Genomic DNA, 16,505 nt, shown 5'->3' with positions numbered 1-16,505 from the left:
CGTTTTCGTAAACGTAAATGCGCCGTTCTGTAAAGGGCTGGTTGCAAAATTGCGCGAAACTGCCGCTGCAAGTGGGATTTTCCAAGCTTTCGCGCCGGGCATTAGCGGTGGGTTAACCATTCCGACCGATGATGCAACAGAGGGTGTAATGATGCTGCGTCGTGTTGGAACATCGCCTGTTGAAACGGGCATGGTTCAACGTCAGGACAATGGGACAAAACAGAGAGTTAGACCGTTCTCGGCGATGATGAAATCGCCTGAAACGGTTTGGCGCTGCGTTCAAGGGGACAAAAATGGGCGTAGCCGAAAGGGCAAAGGCAGGGCGGAGCATGGCAGGTGCATCACCTTCCAGCGTGGCCGCGTTGACCCGCACCCTTGAGGAACTGGAGCAGCGGCTAGCCCGCCTGTCTTCGGGAAAGCCCACTCCGAAGGAAAAGCTGACACCATCCGAGCGTTTGCGGCAGATTGTCGACAGTGGCCACATGCGCAGTGGCGCAATGCCCCGCCCGGAAGAGCATTCACCGGTTTCTGCCGCACCCACCACAGCGGCCATGCAGGAAATGTCGCGGGAAATCCGCGCCCTGCGCGCAGAGCTTCGTCAGGAAATGGCGGCAGAAGCACGAATACAGGAGCAGGCCATCAACAGCGGCTTTGCAACTTTGGGTGCCGCTATGGAATCGCGCGAGGAATCGGAACTGCTGGCCGATGGCCTGGCAGAAATTCTGAACCGCATTTCAAGCCTGGAAAGCGGCAGCCTGGATGAGAGCGCACTGGACCATCTGCGCCGGGAGATTGATGTCATTTCCGGCTTTGTACAGCGTTATGAAGAAACGGAATCGCTGAACACCCACAGGTGGGACGGCGTTGAGGCGCAGCTTGCCGAAATCCGCGATGTCGATGAACGTGCGTTTGAAAATCTAAGCCTTGAAATGCAGCGTCTGAGCCAGCGCGTAGACCAGTTGCTGGCCGGGCACGGTGCCGACACATTAAACCGGGACGAGTTTAATGGCGGCATGGAAAGTCTGGCTGAACGCCTGGGAGCCATTGAAGCGACACTGTTGGGACTGCCGGATGTTCTGGGCCTTTCAAGGCTGGAAGAGCGTATTGGCAGGCTGACTGAAAGCATGGATGCGCTGGATGTTTTGCCGGTTCCTCAAGGCAGCTCCTCCAATGTGGAGGAACGGCTGGATGAAATATCGTCAGCCATTCTGGCGCTGGACAGCGGCGCTGACGGCTTTGACAGCCGCGCCATTGAAGAGCGGCTGGAACTGCTGTGCCGGCAGATTGACAGTCTGGCAGCACGCGGTGACGAGCGGGCGGTGGAACTGGGCGAGCGGATTGACCGAACCGCGTTTCCGGAAGCGATGCTGGAAAACCGGCTGACCGAATTTATGCAGCAGCTGGAAACAGCCGATGAGGAGCGCTATCAACGCCATGCTGCGGCCTTGACACAAGAGCTGAAGCGCCTGGAACAGTTGTGGCAGCTTAGCGACGAGCGCGCAGGCGAGATTGAGGTTAACCTCGGTGCCATTCTGAAAAATGTTGCCGAACGTCTGGCTGCGTTGGAACTGGAGGCAGGGTCGGTCAGAAGCAAGCCGGGTGAGGGCACGGTTTTTGACGCTGATTTTTCCAAATGGACGCCGGATGAAGATGAGAGCAACCTGGCCCAGCCGGATCTGCATGACGCGCTTGAAAAGCACCTGAGCCGCCGCGCCGCCGATGCGGGCGAAAAAGACGTTGCCGACACGGCTACGGCGACCGGACAGGCGGAGTTTGGCACACTGCTGGAGCGAGTGCGCCGCCACGAGCGCGCCAGCAGCGGCGGCCCGACAACCCGGGCTGATTTTATTGCAGCGGCAAGGCGCGCTGCGGCTGCGGCCTCGGCCGAGGCGGATGCGCTGCATCGCGGACCGTTCCACCGCGCGGGTGCCTTATCCGCACACCGCAAGCCGGTGCTTATGGCAGCAAGTGCCATTGTTCTGGCGCTGTTGGCCCTGCCGTTTGGCCTGGAGCAATTGCGCAAGCAGGATGGCAGCGCTCAGCAGATTGCCGGCCGCGAATTGCCGCAACAAGCTGTGCCCGGGGTTTCGATGGAAACCACAGCGTCCATTCCGGCGCAAACAGTAAAGCGAGGCGCTGAAACCAGTGCCGACCTGCTTGCCAATCTGGTGCTGGTGCTGCCCGCCTCCGCGCGTGGAGAATTGCCGGCATTTCCGGCAGGGGCAACATCAGCCCTGCATGATGCCGCACGTCGTGGCAATCTTTCTGCCATGCATGAGATTGGCATTGCAGCCAGAGACAGCGGAAATGGTGCGGTGGCGCTGGCATGGCTTGGTCAGGCGGCGCGGCGCGGCTATGCGCCAGCCCAATATGAGCTTGGCATCCTGTTTGAGCATGGTGCAGGTGTTGCACGCGATGCCGGTGCGGCGCGGAGCTGGTATTTGCTGGCCGCGCGCAAAGGCAATGTGCGGGCCATGTACAATCTTGCGGTTATGGAAGCTTCGGGTGTCGCTGGTCCTGTCGATTCAATGGCCGCTGCGCGCTGGTTCAAAGCCGCCGCCGAACGTGGCATGGCCGACAGCCAGTTCAACCTTGCAATTCTGTACAGCCGAGGCACGGGCGTGGAGCCCAGCATTGGCGAAGCCTATCGCTGGTTTTCAATTGCCGCACAGTCAGGAGATGAGGCTGCTGTTCGGCAAAGAGCAGAGCTGGCCGGGCAACTGCCTGCTGCCCGGCGAGCTGAAATCGATCTTGCGGTCGCCACCTGGCGTCCGCTCACTCCCTTGCGCACTGCCAATGATTCAGCACCGATCAACCCCGGGCAAAGCTGAACATTTGCGGGCGCACGACATCAGCCGGTTTTCCGGTGAACAGTGGAAGAGTTGTGGCCGGTTGTGAATCTTTACCTGCCCATTGCTGAAATCTCGGTCAATGCCCTCATTCTTGTTGGCATGGGGGCCGCGGTTGGCTTTTTGTCCGGATTGTTCGGTGTTGGCGGCGGATTTCTGATCACGCCCCTGTTGATTTTCTACAATATCCCGCCTGCAATTGCAGTGGCCACCGGCGCCAACCAGGTTATTGCCGCGTCCTTTTCCGGCGCGCTGGCGCATTACAAACGCGGTACGGTGGACCTGAAGCTGGCGTTCATGCTGTTGATAGGAGGCGCGGTCGGCTCGCTTGTCGGTGTGCAACTGTTCACCTTGCTGCGCAGTGTCGGCCAGCTCGATCTGGCAGTTTCGTTGCTGTATGTGCTGATGCTTGGCACCGTTGGCGGCATGATGCTGGTGGAAAGCATGCAGGCAATGCTGCGCGTGCACAAGGGTGGCTCTGGCGATGTGCGGCACACTTCGCACCACAATTGGGTTCACCGCCTGCCTTTTAAAATGCGTTTTCGACGATCCAAGCTATATGTCTCGGTTATTCCGGTGCTGGGCCTTGGCTTTTGCATTGGTGTGCTGGCATCCGTTATGGGTGTAGGCGGGGGCTTCATCATGGTTCCGGCCATGATTTATCTTCTGCGCGTGCCGACCAATGTGGTGGTTGGCACCTCACTCGTGCAGATCATGTTCACTGCCGCCGTAACAACGGTACTGCAAGCCGCGACCAACCAAACGATCGACATCCTGCTGGGATTTCTGCTCATGGTGGGTGGTGTCATGGGTGCGCAGTTCGGCGCCTCGGCAGGGCGCAAATTGCGCGGCGAACAATTGCGCGCCCTGCTGGCGCTGTTGGTTCTGGCGGTTGGCGCGCGCTTGCTGGTTGAACTTGTGCTGACTCCCAGAGAGCTTTATTCCATCAGCCTGCCAAGCGGGGTCCTGCAGTGACGTGGCGGGTCACATTGGCAGCAATGCTGTTGCTGACCCTGGCTTTGCCGGCAAATGCCCAGACCCGGGTGGAAGGCTTTGAAATCGGCCTTTCCAGTGACACTGTCACTGTTGGTTCAAGCTTTGGCAGTTCCCGGCTGGTGGTGTTTGGCGCTTTGGACAATGCCGATCAGCGAGTTTTGCGACAGGGTCGTTATGACATTGTTGTGGTGTTGGAGGGCCCACGCCGCGATGTGGTTATCCGCGAGCGCGACAGGTTTCTGGGAGTGTGGATCAACCGCGGCTCGGAAGATTTCAACCGGCTGGCACAGTCCTACGCGCTCGCCTCTACCCGGCCGCTTCGTGATATTGCACCTGCAAGCGTGCTGCGCCAATTGACCATTGGCGCGCAGAATGAAGTGCTGCGCGCCCAGCAAAGTGTTGAATCCAGCGAGGGGCAGGTGGACGCTTATGCCGCCGCTATGCTGCGCCTGAAAACCCAGAGTGGATTATACACCGAGTCCATTGGTACGGTTGAGTTCGTCAGCCAGACGCTGTTCAGGGCCGCACTGGTCCTATCTCCCGATTTGCCGGTGGGCAGGCATTTGCTGCGTGCTTATCTGTTTCGAGAGGGGCAGTTGATCCGTGAGCGTTCTGACGAGATATGGGTTCGGAAAACCGGCTTCGACAATGAGGTTTCAGTTTTTGCCGCCAATTATGGTGTGCTCTACGGCCTGATGGCGGTGCTGCTTGCCGTTGTGACGGGCTGGTTCGGCAGGCTGCTCTTCCGCCGCGACTGAAACGCGAGAGTTTCGACGGCAGGACAATGGCGTGAAGCACAGAGCTGGACCAAATTGACGACCCTGAGATGGCTGGAAATGGTCAGTGGCTCAGTGCGGAGAAAGATAAGGGGAAAATTCCTGAAACGCCGATAATGTAAGCCTTGGCGCTTTCCACCGCGAACATGTTGGCAAAGGCGCGACCCAGAACATTCATCCCGCCAGTTGTGACGCCAAATGACGGCATGATCATGCGCATGCCATCCGTTGCAAAACAGGCTGCCCGGACATTGCGCCCTTTGCCGGCAACTTTGGCAACAGGATGCAGATGCCCGGCAATTTCACCCTGGTTGGGCCGTGCGGAAGGTTCATGCCGAAACAGCAGCCCACCAGCAGCCAGCTGTGCGAGTGTTTGCCCCTCCAGCCCCACAGGCGGCTCCGGGTCATGATTTCCGGCAATCCATATCCAGTCCCGATGTTTCATATGCGCGGCAAGCGTATCTCGCACACCTGCCGGCATGAAAGCTGCCCCTTGCCGGTCATGGAAACTGTCTCCCAACGCTATGACCCGGCGCGGTTGGTACCGGGCCAGCGCCATACCCAGCAGAGAAAGCGTTGCGGCGGTATCATAAGGCGGCAACATCATTCCACGCCGGGCGAATGCCGCACCTTTTTCCAGATGAAGGTCTGAAACAACAAGCATTTGCTCGGCCGGTATGTAAATCACTCCGGATGGGTCGCACACGACCGCAACACCGTTGATGCCGGTTTCCATGCCGCTCTGGTCAGCAAGTTTATAGCGCCGCTGAATCATGTTCATGAACCTGCTTTAAAGCATTTCTTTTTGAAACGGAATCGCCCCACGGCAGGACAATGCGCCACAGCAAGCGATTGACAGCCCTGGCTTGGGACAGCGGTGTGGTTTCGGTTCAACCCAATGCACGGTCAATCAGTTCCTGCTCCACTGCGGCTTGCAGAAGTTCGTCACGGCCTTCGCCCTCTATCCGCTCGCGTCCTATCTCCAGCATGATGGGTACGGCCAGTGGCGATACCTCCTCAAGATTGCGATGGACAATATGATGCTTGATGCGCGAGAGCATGTCCGAAACCCGCCCAACATCCAGAAGGCCGGTTGCTGCATCTGCCCATGTTGCCTGAAGCAATATGTGGTTTGGCTCGTGCGAGCGCAGCACATCATAGATCAGGTCGGTTGAAACAGTCACCTGCCTGCCGGTTTTCTGCTGCCCGGCAAGCCTGCGATGCACAAGGCCCGATATTTCTGCGCATTGCCGGAATGTGCGCTTGAGCAACCATGAATCAGACATCCACGCTTCCAGGTCATCACCCAGCATGTCCTCATCAAACAGGTCTGCAAGGCGCAGCCGGCCCGTTTCAATCATATGCCCCATATCCGCTGCACCCCAGATGGAAAGCGCATAATCCGTGCCAACAAAGCCGAGCGGCTTTGCACGAGCACGCTCCAGACGTCTTGTCAGCAGCATGCCCAGCGTCTGATGCGCCAGCCGCCCCTCAAAAGGATACGCAACCATGTAGAACCGGTTGCCGTCTGGAAATGTTTCAATCAAAAGATCATTGCGCTGGGGGATCAGCGACTTGATCTGCTGAATGCGCAACCAGCTGGCAACCTGCTCCGGAAGCCTTTGCCACTCATCCGGATCCGCCAGAATTTCGCGGACCTTTTCGGCCAGAAAAGTCGTCAATGGAAATTTGGAGCCGCCGTAATATGGCACTTTGGCCTCTTCGCCCGGCGCGGCATGGGTGACAACACATTCCATCTCATGAATTCCGGCAAAGCACACGACCTGTCCTGCGAAGAGAAAACTGTCACCCGGCGTCAGGGTTTCGAGAAAGTTTTCCTCTATCTTGCCCAAAACCTTGCCACCCATGCCAATAGACGCGCGGGTTTTGCGGCGGACAAGCCGAACGTTGAGGGTTTCCGCTTCAATGATGGTGCCCGCATTCAGCCGATAATTGCGAGCAACATCCGGGTGGGTAATACGCCAGGTGCCATCTTCCGTCAGGCGAATTCGGGCATAGCGCTCATAGACTTCCAGCGCATAGCCCCCCGTGGCAACAAAATTGATGACCTGATCAAACGTCTCCCTTTGCAGGTTGCGATAGGGCGCTGCGCTGGTAATTTCCAGGTAAAGCGCATCCGCATAAAAAGGCCTGGCGACCGCCATTCCCAGAACATGCTGCGCCAGCACATCCAAAGCGCCAGCGCGCAAAGGCGGGGTGTCCTGATCTCCCAGGTAATTGGCTTCCAGTGCCGCCTGACACTCGATCACTTCAAAACGGTTGGAGGGCACCAATATGGCACGGGATGGTTCATCCATCCGGTGATTGGCGCGGCCGATACGCTGCGCGAGGCGGCTTGCGCCCTTTGGTGCGCCAACATGAATGACCAGATCGACATCTCCCCAGTCGATGCCCAGATCCAGCGTGGACGTTGCCACGACAGCGCGCAACTGGTTGGCAGCCATTGCAGTCTCAACCCTGCGGCGCTGGGCAACATCCAGCGAGCCATGATGCAGGGCAATCGGCAGGACTTCCTCATTGATCCGCCACAGATCCTGGAACAGCAATTCTGCCTGGCTGCGGGTGTTGACGAACAGGAGAGTGGTTTTGTGAGCGCAGATTGCCTCGTAAACTTCCTGCACCGCATAGCGCGCCCGATGTCCCTGCCACGGGACCCGCTCCCGCGATTGAAGAATGCTGATATTCGGCTGAGCCCCGCCCTCAACCTTGATCAGTTCCGCCAGGGGGCGAGCATCCGGCTGCTGGCCGACCAGCCACTCGCGCAGATCATCCGGTTTGGACACGGTTGCGGAAAGGCCAATTGTCTGCAGGCCGGGTCGAATGGTGCGTAGTCGAGCAAGCCCCAACGCCAGAAGATGACCGCGCTTGCTGGTAACAAGCGAATGCAGCTCATCAAAGATGACGAAACGCAGATCAGCGAAAAAACTGTCAGCATCCTTGCTGGCAATGAGCAGAGCCAGTTGCTCGGGCGTTGTCAGCAGAATATCCGGCGGCAGCATTTTCTGACGTGCGCGGCGCGACTGCGACGTGTCACCGGTGCGGGTTTCCATGGTGATGGCCAGTCCGATTTCTTCAACCGGAGTGGCAAGGTTGCGCCGAATGTCGGTGGCCAATGCTTTCAATGGAGAAATGTAAAGTGTGTGTATGCCCGGTGCGCGGGTGCCACGCGCCCGTTTTTTGCGCTGTGACAGGTCCACCAGACTGGGCAGAAAGCCTGCCAGCGTTTTGCCGGCGCCGGTGGGCGCGATCAGTAGAGTGGATGCCCCGGTCTGGGCATGCGCAAGCAGGGCCAGTTGATGGGCTCGGGGACGCCAGCCTTTCCGTTCGAACCACTGTTCAAACGCGTCAGGCAAAGCGGGGGTGCTGGTCTGGCTTCGGGATACGCTCACGTTCTGCAAAATAGGGTTGGGCCGATGCATCGCCAAGCCCAGACAGGCAGTTATGTTGCCAGGTATCGATCGGTTCTGTGGTTAACTCCCAGAAACAGATTCATGACCACAGCGCCGATGATGGAATAGACAATCGCCCATGGCTGGATGACGACGAAAGCGCCACACAGCACAATCAGATCCGTGATCATTTGCGTCCAGCCCGCGCGCCAGCCGAACCTGTCCTGCAGGTAAACAGCCAGAATGCCGACGCCACCCGCGCTGGCGCGATGGCGAAACAATGCCAGAAGGCCAAAGCCGATCAGCAGCCCGCCCAGCATGGCCCCGAACAGTGGATCAATATAGTCAAACCGAAGAAATTGGGGCGCAAACGCTGTCATGAGCGATAAAAGGCCAACGCCAAAACTGGTTTTTATGCTGAATGCGCGGCCCATCCGTGCGACTGCCAGAGCGTAAAATGGCAGGTTCAGCACAAAAAAGATCAGACCGTAATTCCAGCCGGTGGCATAAAAAACCAGAAATGCCAGCCCGGCCGTGCCACCGGTCATGAAACCCAGATGGCTGAGCATTGTGATGCCCAGCGCTGTCAGCACGGTGCCTGCGATAACGCCAATTGCATCTTCCACCGGGGTGTGATGCGTGGTGGTGGCGCTCCACCAACCACCGCGCCGGCGCTTTGAAGATGGGCTGCGGAAGAATTTACGGGCAAAAGCCAGCATAGGAAACGACCTGGCGAGAGGCTTGCAATCCCATTGATATGCCGTGCTTATCCGCCAGCCGCAAGAACCTGAAAATAGCGTTTTTTCAAACGCTCAGGAACTAGCGGTGCTTGTATCTTTGGCGAAATTCAACGCCAGACGATCGCCAATAACGTAGTCTACCAGATGCCCGGCGTAATAAGCCGAGCCTTCCACCGATGCATGAAAGCCATCTCGTGAAAAGCCGGCGGGTTCAACGCGTGGAAGCGAAACCGACGGAATGGCACCGCGCTCCAGACAAAGCCGTGCCCCCAGCTTTCGCACCAGATCGGCCCGCATTTCCAGGACAGTTGCAATACCACGTGGCAAGGCCGGAACACGTTTCATGTCCACTGGCGGAGACCAGACAATTCGTGCTTGCGGCCAACGCGCCCTAAGACTGTAGAGCAAACCGCCAAAGCCTGTTTTGAATCGCTTGAGGCGGTGAAAATTCTTCACATCATTTGTACCGACCATCAGCACAATATGGGTGTAGGGGTCGCGCGCTATGTTTGGCACGACGTAATCTCGCACCTCGGCAGAGACAGCCCCGTTTGAGCCGACTGCCCGCCACGCGACGGTAAGCCCGGAAACCACGTGCAGCCGTTCTGCCAACCGTGCAGCTAGACTGTCTTCCATCTGCTCCACACCCACGCCTGCCGCTGCGGAATCCCCCAGCACCAGAAGTCGAATTTCCGGATCCGCTGCCAAAGCAGTGGGGCCGAAATAGCCGCTGGTCGGGCCTTGCGGCGGATGCAAGCGTTCTACGCTGCGGCGAAGAGCCAGCCCCTGCCAGACATAGACCGGAAACAGCAGCCAGCTAAGCATGGCTTTCAGAAAGAGTGGCATTCAGGTTCCTGTTAGAGCGGTTGGTGTGATGCGCATACACTATAAATGCGCAAACAAAAGCGCCGGACAATCATGTCCGGCGCTATGTTAACGCGGTTGCGAAAAAATCGCCCATGAACCTTTTGTAATCCGCCAGAGCGTTTCACGTGATCTTGCGACGATCGGGCCGATCTGGTCCCTTGTCTTGTTGCATTATATTGCCGTGGATGCCCTTGCCCCAACGGCCATCAGGCCTTCAACGCATCCACACCCGGAAGCGGTTTGCCTTCCATCCACTCCAGAAATGCGCCGCCTGCCGTGGACACATAGCTGAATTCCGCTGCAACCCCGGCATGGTTCAGCGCAGAAACTGTGTCTCCGCCGCCCGCCACCGATATCAAATGCGCGCCGCGTGTGCGTGCTGCTGCATGCCGGGCTGCTGCAACCGTGGCTGCATCAAATGGCGTCAGCTCAAATGCACCCAGCGGTCCGTTCCAGATCAATGTTCTGGCCTTGGAAATCCAGTCGTTGATCTGGCCTACGCTTGCCGGTCCCAGGTCCAGCACCATTGAATCTGTCGGGATCTTGTCCACCGACACAGTTTCATTCGTGGCATTGGCCTTGAATTCACGCGCAACCACGGCATCCACCGGCAGTAAGACGACACAGCCGGATTTTTCAGCGCTTTTCAAAATGGAAAGCGCAGTATCTGCAAGGTCGTGCTCACACAGGGATTTGCCAACATTTTTACCCAGGGCCGCAAGAAATGTGTTGGCCATGCCGCCGCCAATGACCAGACAGTCAACCTTGCCAACAAGGTTGGAAAGCAGATCAATTTTGGAAGAAACCTTGGCACCGCCAACAATGGCAACAAGCGGGCGTGCCGGGTTGCCAAGGCCTTGCTCCAGTGCCTGCAGCTCTGCCTGCATGGTGCGGCCAGCATAGGAGGGCAGGTGGCGGGTTATGGCCTCGGTGGAAGCATGCGCACGGTGCGCTGCTGAAAAAGCCTCATTGACGTAAAGATCGCCAAGTGCGGCCAGCCGGCTCGCAAAAGCATCGTCATTTTTCTCTTCTTCCGGATGAAAACGGGTGTTTTCCAGGAGAAGAACATCGCCATTGGTCATATTGGCGACAATGCCCTCTGCCACCGGGCCAACGCAGTCTTCAGCAAAGCCGACGGGCCTGCCCAGCTTTTCGGCCAGGCCAGCCGCCACGGGTTGGAGAGATTGAGACGGGTCGACCTTGCCCTTCGGGCGGCCAAAGTGGGCCAGCAGGATAACCCTGCCGCCCTTGTCTGCAATCTCTTGAATTGTTGGCAAAACACGGTCAATGCGCGTGGTGTCGGTGATTTTCCCGTCTTGCATCGGGACGTTCAAATCCACCCGAACCAAAACCCGCTTGCCGGAGAAGTTCACATCGTCCAGCGTTTTAAATGGCGTCATGCGCTCCTCCTGATCAGACTGTGGTGCCGCTTCAATTCTTTGTTGAACGCAATGCCTTGCCGCCTGGGCCTAACCGTTTCAACGGCATGGCATCGTTTCACAGCAGGGCCGGAACAACGTTCCGGCTCCGGGTGTTTTCCGCCCGCTATCAGGAGGCGTTCGCCAGCGCCACAGCCGTGTCTGACATGCGGTTGGAGAAGCCCCACTCATTGTCATACCAGGAGAGAATGCGCACCAGCGTGCCTTCCATCACCTTTGTCTGATCCATATGGAATATCGATGAATGCGGGTCATGGTTGAAGTCATGGCTGACATTCGGATAGTCGGTATAGCCCAGCACGCCCTTCAAAGGGCCATCAGCGGCAGCGCGAATTGCATTCTGCACTTCTTCAACCGTGGTTGCACGCTTGGCCACGAACTTCAGGTCAACAACCGAAACGTTAGGGGTTGGAACGCGAACTGCAACGCCGTCCAGCTTGCCCTTCAACTCCGGCAGAACCAGCGAGACAGCCTTGGCCGCACCTGTGGAGGTGGGGATCATTGACAAGGCCGCGGCGCGGGCGCGGTACAGGTCGGAATGCATGGTGTCGAGAGTTGGCTGGTCACCCGTGTAGGAGTGAATGGTCGTCATGAAGCCTTTTTCAATGCCAATCGCGTCGTTCAACACCTTGGCTACAGGCGCCAGACAGTTGGTGGTACACGATGCGTTGGAAATGATCCGGTCTTCCGCCGTCAGAGTTTTGTGATTGACGCCGTAAACGATGGTTTTTTCTGTGCCGACTGCGCCGGACAGCGGGCCGGAAATCAGCACTTTGCGTGCGCCAGCTTCCAGATGAGCAGCCGCTTTAGCAGGGTCGGTGAAAATTCCGGTGCACTCCAGCGCAACGTCAACGCCCAGCTCTTTCCATGGCAGGTTCTTTGGGTCGCGCTCTGCCGTGACACGGATTTTGCCGCGGCCGACATCAATCGTGTCGCCGTCCACAACAACAGTGCCGGGGAAGCGCCCATGCACAGAGTCAAACCGGATCAGATGTGCGTTGGTTTCAACCGGACCAAGGTCGTTGATGCCGACAACCTCAATGTCAGTGCGGCCCGATTCGATAATGGCTCTCAGCACATTGCGGCCGATCCGGCCAAATCCGTTGATGGCGACGCGAATTGCCATAAGAGTCCTCCTTGGGAACGAACGCTGGCGAAAAAATATTCAAACCGGAGCCAGACTAATCTTTTCCGGTCATTGGATGGATGCTTCTTAGAGCATTGTCGGTGGCTGTGGAAACCGCAATTCTGGCCATTTTAGTGCCTATGCAACAAAAAAAACGCGACGTGCTGAAATTTTAACCGATTAAGCCAGCTATAAGAAAAAGCCTTGCTTATCACTGCCTTTTGCCAATCTTACCGGGTGAGCGAATCTTCAGAAAGTTTTGACCGTCCGGCCAGTGTGATTCTCTTTCTCTTCTCATCCGGGGCGAACAAGGCTAGATACAATCGGATGTGCTTTGTAAGCCGAAGCCGGGTTGCGCCGCTGACGGTTGTGGATGCCAGGGGGATTTAAGCTGCGATGGAGGACGATACGACGCTTTCCGGAGCCTCTGAACGATTGCAGCGCGCACTGGAACGACTGGAACAGGTCAGCGCGCGAATTGCAGATAAAAGTGCAACCGCAACGGTTGATGAAGAAATTCAGCGGATGACCGTGGACAGAGGCAGGCTGGCAACCGAACTGGACGCCTGCATGCTGAAGGCCGGTCGCCTGGAAGAAGCCAACAGAGAAGTTTCCCGCCGACTGGTTGCTGCTATGGAAGCGATACGGCAGGTCATGGAACAGCGGCGCGTTTGAGCGCCAAAAAGACAATGCCGGTGCAAACGGGGGTTCGTTGATGCCGCAGATCGTCGTCACAATCGACGGAAAAACTTATCGTATGGCCTGTTCCGAGGGGGAGGAGGACCATCTTCTCGGCCTTGCGGCGCGCCTTGATGCGCGCATAGGCGAACTGCGTGGAAGTTTTGGTGAAATTGGCGACCAGCGGCTGACAGTCATGGCTGCGATTACCACGATGGACGAAGTGGCCGAAGCGCAGAACCGGGTGCAGGAACTGGAAACGGAACTGGCGCAGGCGCGCAGCGAAAACAGCAGTGCGCGCAATGGTCGCGATGTGCTGATTCAGACGATGAATGGCGTTTCGGACGCGATCGAGCGTGTGGCATTGAAGCTGGAACGGTTGGAAGATCGCGATTGAGCGATTATTATTTCGGCTGCCTTCTGGCGGGCCATCGGCAGAAGCGCTATATAGAGATTGTAGCGGGCTGCGCGGTTCGACAGGGATAACATTTCCTCGGGGCCTTAGTCATTCCCTAGGGAGCTGTCCCTGCCTTGGTCCGTGGACCGGGGCACACGGTGCCCACCTACTCTGTAGGTTCCCGGGATCGACATTCTCATCGGCTGAGGTGGCTCGCTACACTTCCAACATTTTCCCTATCGGCAATCAGGTGTCATGACGCCTCATTCATTGAACCTGGAAAAGCAGCGGGTTCGCGAAGCGGTATTGGCCGCGCGCGATGCATTGTCTGCCGAGTTTCGAATGGCTGCTTCAGACGCTATCGAGCAGCGCGTTGCAGAAAGTCTTCCGCAAATCTCTCAAGCCATTGTTTCCGGATATCTGAGCATACGCTCGGAAGTGAACCCGCGCGACCTGATGCAGCAACTGGCAGATCGCGGACATCGGCTCTGCGTTCCAGCCATTGTCGCGGGGGAACTGGAGTTTCGACAGCTTGAGGCGGGTGCCTTGCTGCAGCCGCAGGGCTTTGGCACTGCTGCTCCGGGGCCGGATGTTGCCGTTCTGAGGCCCGACATTATGCTGGTGCCATTGGCGGCATTTGACCGGCAGGGTGGCCGCATGGGCTATGGCAAAGGCTTTTATGACCGGGCGATTGCCCGCTTCCGCGCGGATGGTGCACCCTTGATGACCATCGGTCTGGCGTTCAGCGTGCAGGAAGTCGGCGCCGTGCCGATGTCCGATCATGATGAGCCGCTGGATATGATTGTTACCGAGTGCTCAACATTCCACCGATTGTAACCGCCCTGCCGGTGAAGACCACTCCGCCCGGTTGCGGAGCCTGACGGGGTGCGGCGAAAACCTGCGTCCAGTAATTGCGTCCGCCATTGACGCTGCGCGCCCCGGCAAAGCCGATCTCGGTAACATTCGGGTTCAGGAGATTGCGGCGATGGCCGCTTGAGCCAATCCAGCCAGCCATCGCCGCGGAATAATTGGCATAGCCGCGACCGATGTTCTCAGCCGTTGTGCTCCAGTTGTAACCCGCAGCGGCAACCCGCCCCGGCAGGCGACCCCCGGCATTATGATCAAGCCTGTCCTGTGCCGCCATTGCGTTCGATTGCACCTGTGCCGCGGCCATCAATTGGCTGTTTATCCGCAAGGGCGGCAGGCCATTCTGCGCACGAAACTGGTTGACGCTGGCCAGTGCGGCCTGCCGGTTGATCGGCAGGGGTTCGGTGGCAGATTGTTGACCGGACGAAACACACCCTGAAAGCAAGACCACCCCGGCCAGCGCAAAAATGCGGGGCAGGGCAGAAAGAGAAAGTTTACGCAATGCTGGCTTTTCCCTGCTAGCATTTCCCGTCGAAGCGGAATCGCTTCAAAGACAGGACAATGCGACAAAACAAACAACAGGAACGTTTCAGATGATCGAGCGGTCAGGTGAAGCGTTCTGAACGGTTATCGGCTAAGAAACCGGAGAATCCGGCATTCTTGCGATTTAATGCGTGAAATATGCAATCAGGAGCAATTAATGCGGTTTCTGTTTCTCGGAGATATGGTCGGGCGCACCGGGCGAACTGTGGTGTTCGAGAGATTGCCCAGGCTTATCGCAGATTGGAAGCTGGATTTTGTTGTTGTTAACGGCGAAAACGCCGCAGGCGGCTTTGGTGTAACAGAGGACATTCTGGAGGCCACACTGGAGGCCGGCGCTGATGTCATGACCACGGGCAACCATGTCTGGGACCAACGCGAAGCCTTGTCATTTGCGCCGCGCTACGATGCATTTCTGCGCCCTGCAAACTATCCACAAGGGACACCCGGGCAAGGCACAGGCCTGTTTGTCGCACGCAATGGTGCCCGCATTCTGGTGGCCAATATCATGGGCCGCGTTTTCATGCACCCCGAGCTGGATGACCCGTTTCGGTGCGCGGCGGAATTGATGGAGGCAAGCCCACTGCGAGAGCAGGCGGATGCAGTCATTGTGGATTTCCATGCCGAAGCTACGAGCGAAAAGCAGGCAATGGGTCATTTCCTCGATGGACGCGCCAGTGTTGTTGTTGGCACTCACACACATGTGCCAACCGCCGACGCACAAATTCTGCCTTTGGGCACAGCGTATCAATCCGATGCCGGGATGTGCGGCGATTATGATTCCTCGCTGGGCATGGAAAAAGAAGAACCGCTCAACCGCTTTCTGACCCGAATACCACGTGCCCGATTTGAAGCGGCAAGTGGGCCGGCAACGCTTTGCGGCCTGGCGGTCGAAATTTCCGATCGCACCGGGCTTGCTGAGAAAATCAGCCCTGTTCGGCTTGGACCGAGGCTTTCGGAAAGCATACCGGACTTCTGGTAACCCTCAGCGCTTTACGTCGGCTGTCGGTTTTTTTATATGTCGGTCGATTTTCAAAATTAAAAAAGATCAGGAACAGGTGCCCCTATGGCCGGTCATTCCCAATTTAAAAACATCATGCACCGCAAGGGCCGTCAGGATGCCGTGCGCTCAAAACTGTTTTCCAAGCTTGCACGCGAAATAACCGTTGCTGCCAAAGCCGGAACGCCGGATGTTGCCATGAACCCGCGTTTGCGCCTGGCCGTGAACAACGCCAAGGCGCAGTCTATGCCCAAAGACAATATTGAGCGCGCCATTAAAAAAGCGGCTGGCGGCGATAGCGAAAACTATGACGAAGTGCGCTATGAAGGCTATGGGCCAGGCGGCGTGGCGGTCATTGTCGAAGCCTTGACCGACAATCGCAACCGCACTGCTTCCAATGTTCGTTCCTATTTTACCAAATCTGGCGGTGCTTTGGGTGAATCCGGCTCAGTTGCCTTCATGTTCGACCGGGTTGGCGAAATTGTTTTTCCGTTATCTGCTGGCGATGCAGACAAGGTTATGGAAGCCGCGATTGAAGCGGGAGCGGACGACGTGCAGTCGGACGAAGACAGCCACCGCATCATCACCGCATTTGGCGATATTGGTGAAGTTGCCGCTGCGCTTGAAACCTCGCTCGGGGAGGCGGAAAGCGTCAAAGCCATCTGGCGGCCACAAACCGGCACTCCAGTGGATGAGGAAAAGGCTCAGTCCGTGTTGCGGCTGATTGCCAATCTCGAAGATGATGATGATGTGCAGAACGTCTATGCTAATTTTGAGGTGGACGAAGCCACATTGGCAAAGCTTTCAGCCGCCTGATATA

General features: G+C 57.5%; 15 protein-coding genes and 1 other RNA gene. 9 read left to right on the top strand and 7 right to left on the bottom strand.

Translation table 11 applies throughout. The features are described from left to right. Positions 1-293: 293 nt before the first annotated feature. The 3 genes from FPY71_RS12060 (at position 294) to FPY71_RS12050 (ending at position 4,603) form a co-directional block, all read left to right on the top strand. Positions 294-2,831, top strand: a complete 2,538-nt coding sequence (locus tag FPY71_RS12060; protein WP_149300471.1) for an SEL1-like repeat protein — start codon at positions 294-296, stop codon at positions 2,829-2,831. A gap of 63 nt (positions 2,832-2,894) precedes the next feature. Continuing rightward, on the top strand, positions 2,895-3,824 hold the full coding sequence (locus tag FPY71_RS12055) for a sulfite exporter TauE/SafE family protein (protein ID WP_149300603.1): 930 nt from the start codon (positions 2,895-2,897) through the stop codon (positions 3,822-3,824). Continuing rightward, the gene (locus tag FPY71_RS12050; RefSeq protein ID WP_246160387.1) at positions 3,821-4,603 is read left to right on the top strand and encodes a TIGR02186 family protein; all 783 of its coding nucleotides are present in this window, start codon (positions 3,821-3,823) and stop codon (positions 4,601-4,603) included. The genes FPY71_RS12055 and FPY71_RS12050 overlap by 4 nt, the downstream gene beginning before the upstream one ends. 82 nt (positions 4,604-4,685) lie before the next feature. Here the strand turns inward: FPY71_RS12050 and pdeM are convergent, their stop codons facing one another. The 6 genes from pdeM to gap form a co-directional block, all read right to left on the bottom strand. After that, positions 4,686-5,396, bottom strand: coding sequence for a ligase-associated DNA damage response endonuclease PdeM (gene pdeM / locus FPY71_RS12045; protein WP_425457881.1), 711 nt, complete (start codon positions 5,394-5,396; stop codon positions 4,686-4,688). Between the two features lie 115 nt (positions 5,397-5,511). After that, positions 5,512-8,061, bottom strand: coding sequence for a ligase-associated DNA damage response DEXH box helicase (locus FPY71_RS12040; protein ID WP_149300469.1), 2,550 nt, complete (start codon positions 8,059-8,061; stop codon positions 5,512-5,514). 20 nt (positions 8,062-8,081) lie between these two features. Then, entirely contained in the window at positions 8,082-8,750 is a 669-nt protein-coding gene (locus FPY71_RS12035) for a YitT family protein (protein WP_149300468.1), read from the bottom strand. Positions 8,751-8,843: 93 nt separating this feature from the next. Continuing rightward, positions 8,844-9,617, bottom strand: a complete 774-nt coding sequence (locus FPY71_RS12030; protein WP_149300467.1) for an SGNH/GDSL hydrolase family protein — start codon at positions 9,615-9,617, stop codon at positions 8,844-8,846. Between the two features lie 227 nt (positions 9,618-9,844). After that, entirely contained in the window at positions 9,845-11,038 is a 1,194-nt protein-coding gene (locus tag FPY71_RS12025) for a phosphoglycerate kinase (protein WP_149300466.1), read from the bottom strand. 148 nt (positions 11,039-11,186) lie between these two features. Continuing rightward, a complete protein-coding gene (gene gap, locus FPY71_RS12020; RefSeq protein WP_149300465.1) occupies positions 11,187-12,203 on the bottom strand; it encodes a type I glyceraldehyde-3-phosphate dehydrogenase in 1,017 nt (338 codons plus the stop codon). A 396-nt stretch (positions 12,204-12,599) separates the two neighbouring features. Here gap and FPY71_RS12015 point away from each other — a divergent pair, with 396 nt between their 5' ends. The 4 genes from FPY71_RS12015 to FPY71_RS12000 all read left to right on the top strand — a co-directional run bounded on the left by FPY71_RS12015 (position 12,600) and on the right by FPY71_RS12000 (position 14,115). Beyond that, positions 12,600-12,878, top strand: coding sequence for a DUF4164 family protein (locus FPY71_RS12015; RefSeq protein WP_149300464.1), 279 nt, complete (start codon positions 12,600-12,602; stop codon positions 12,876-12,878). A gap of 40 nt (positions 12,879-12,918) precedes the next feature. Next, positions 12,919-13,278 (top strand): cell division protein ZapA, encoded by a 360-nt coding sequence (locus FPY71_RS12010; RefSeq protein ID WP_149300463.1) that lies wholly within the window; start codon positions 12,919-12,921, stop codon positions 13,276-13,278. Between the two features lie 61 nt (positions 13,279-13,339). Further along, positions 13,340-13,497: non-coding RNA, 6S RNA (gene ssrS, locus FPY71_RS12005), on the top strand. 36 nt (positions 13,498-13,533) lie between these two features. After that, positions 13,534-14,115 (top strand): 5-formyltetrahydrofolate cyclo-ligase, encoded by a 582-nt coding sequence (locus FPY71_RS12000; protein ID WP_149300462.1) that lies wholly within the window; start codon positions 13,534-13,536, stop codon positions 14,113-14,115. On the opposite strand, the gene FPY71_RS11995 is transcribed toward FPY71_RS12000, so the two are convergent. Continuing rightward, positions 14,084-14,647, bottom strand: coding sequence for a CAP domain-containing protein (locus FPY71_RS11995; RefSeq protein ID WP_149300461.1), 564 nt, complete (start codon positions 14,645-14,647; stop codon positions 14,084-14,086). The genes FPY71_RS12000 and FPY71_RS11995 overlap by 32 nt on opposite strands. A 198-nt stretch (positions 14,648-14,845) precedes the next feature. On the opposite strand from FPY71_RS11995, the gene FPY71_RS11990 reads away from it, so the two are divergent. After that, entirely contained in the window at positions 14,846-15,667 is an 822-nt protein-coding gene (locus tag FPY71_RS11990) for a TIGR00282 family metallophosphoesterase (RefSeq protein WP_149300460.1), read from the top strand. Between the two features lie 84 nt (positions 15,668-15,751). Further along, a complete protein-coding gene (locus FPY71_RS11985) occupies positions 15,752-16,501 on the top strand; it encodes a YebC/PmpR family DNA-binding transcriptional regulator (RefSeq protein WP_149300459.1) in 750 nt (249 codons plus the stop codon). The last annotated feature ends 4 nt before the right edge of the window (positions 16,502-16,505 follow it).

This window comes from Aureimonas fodinaquatilis, assembly GCF_008369445.1.
Lineage (GTDB): Bacteria > Pseudomonadota > Alphaproteobacteria > Rhizobiales > Rhizobiaceae > Aureimonas > Aureimonas fodinaquatilis.
Note: the sequence above shows the minus strand (reverse complement) of the source record. Positions and strands in the feature narration are given on the sequence as shown.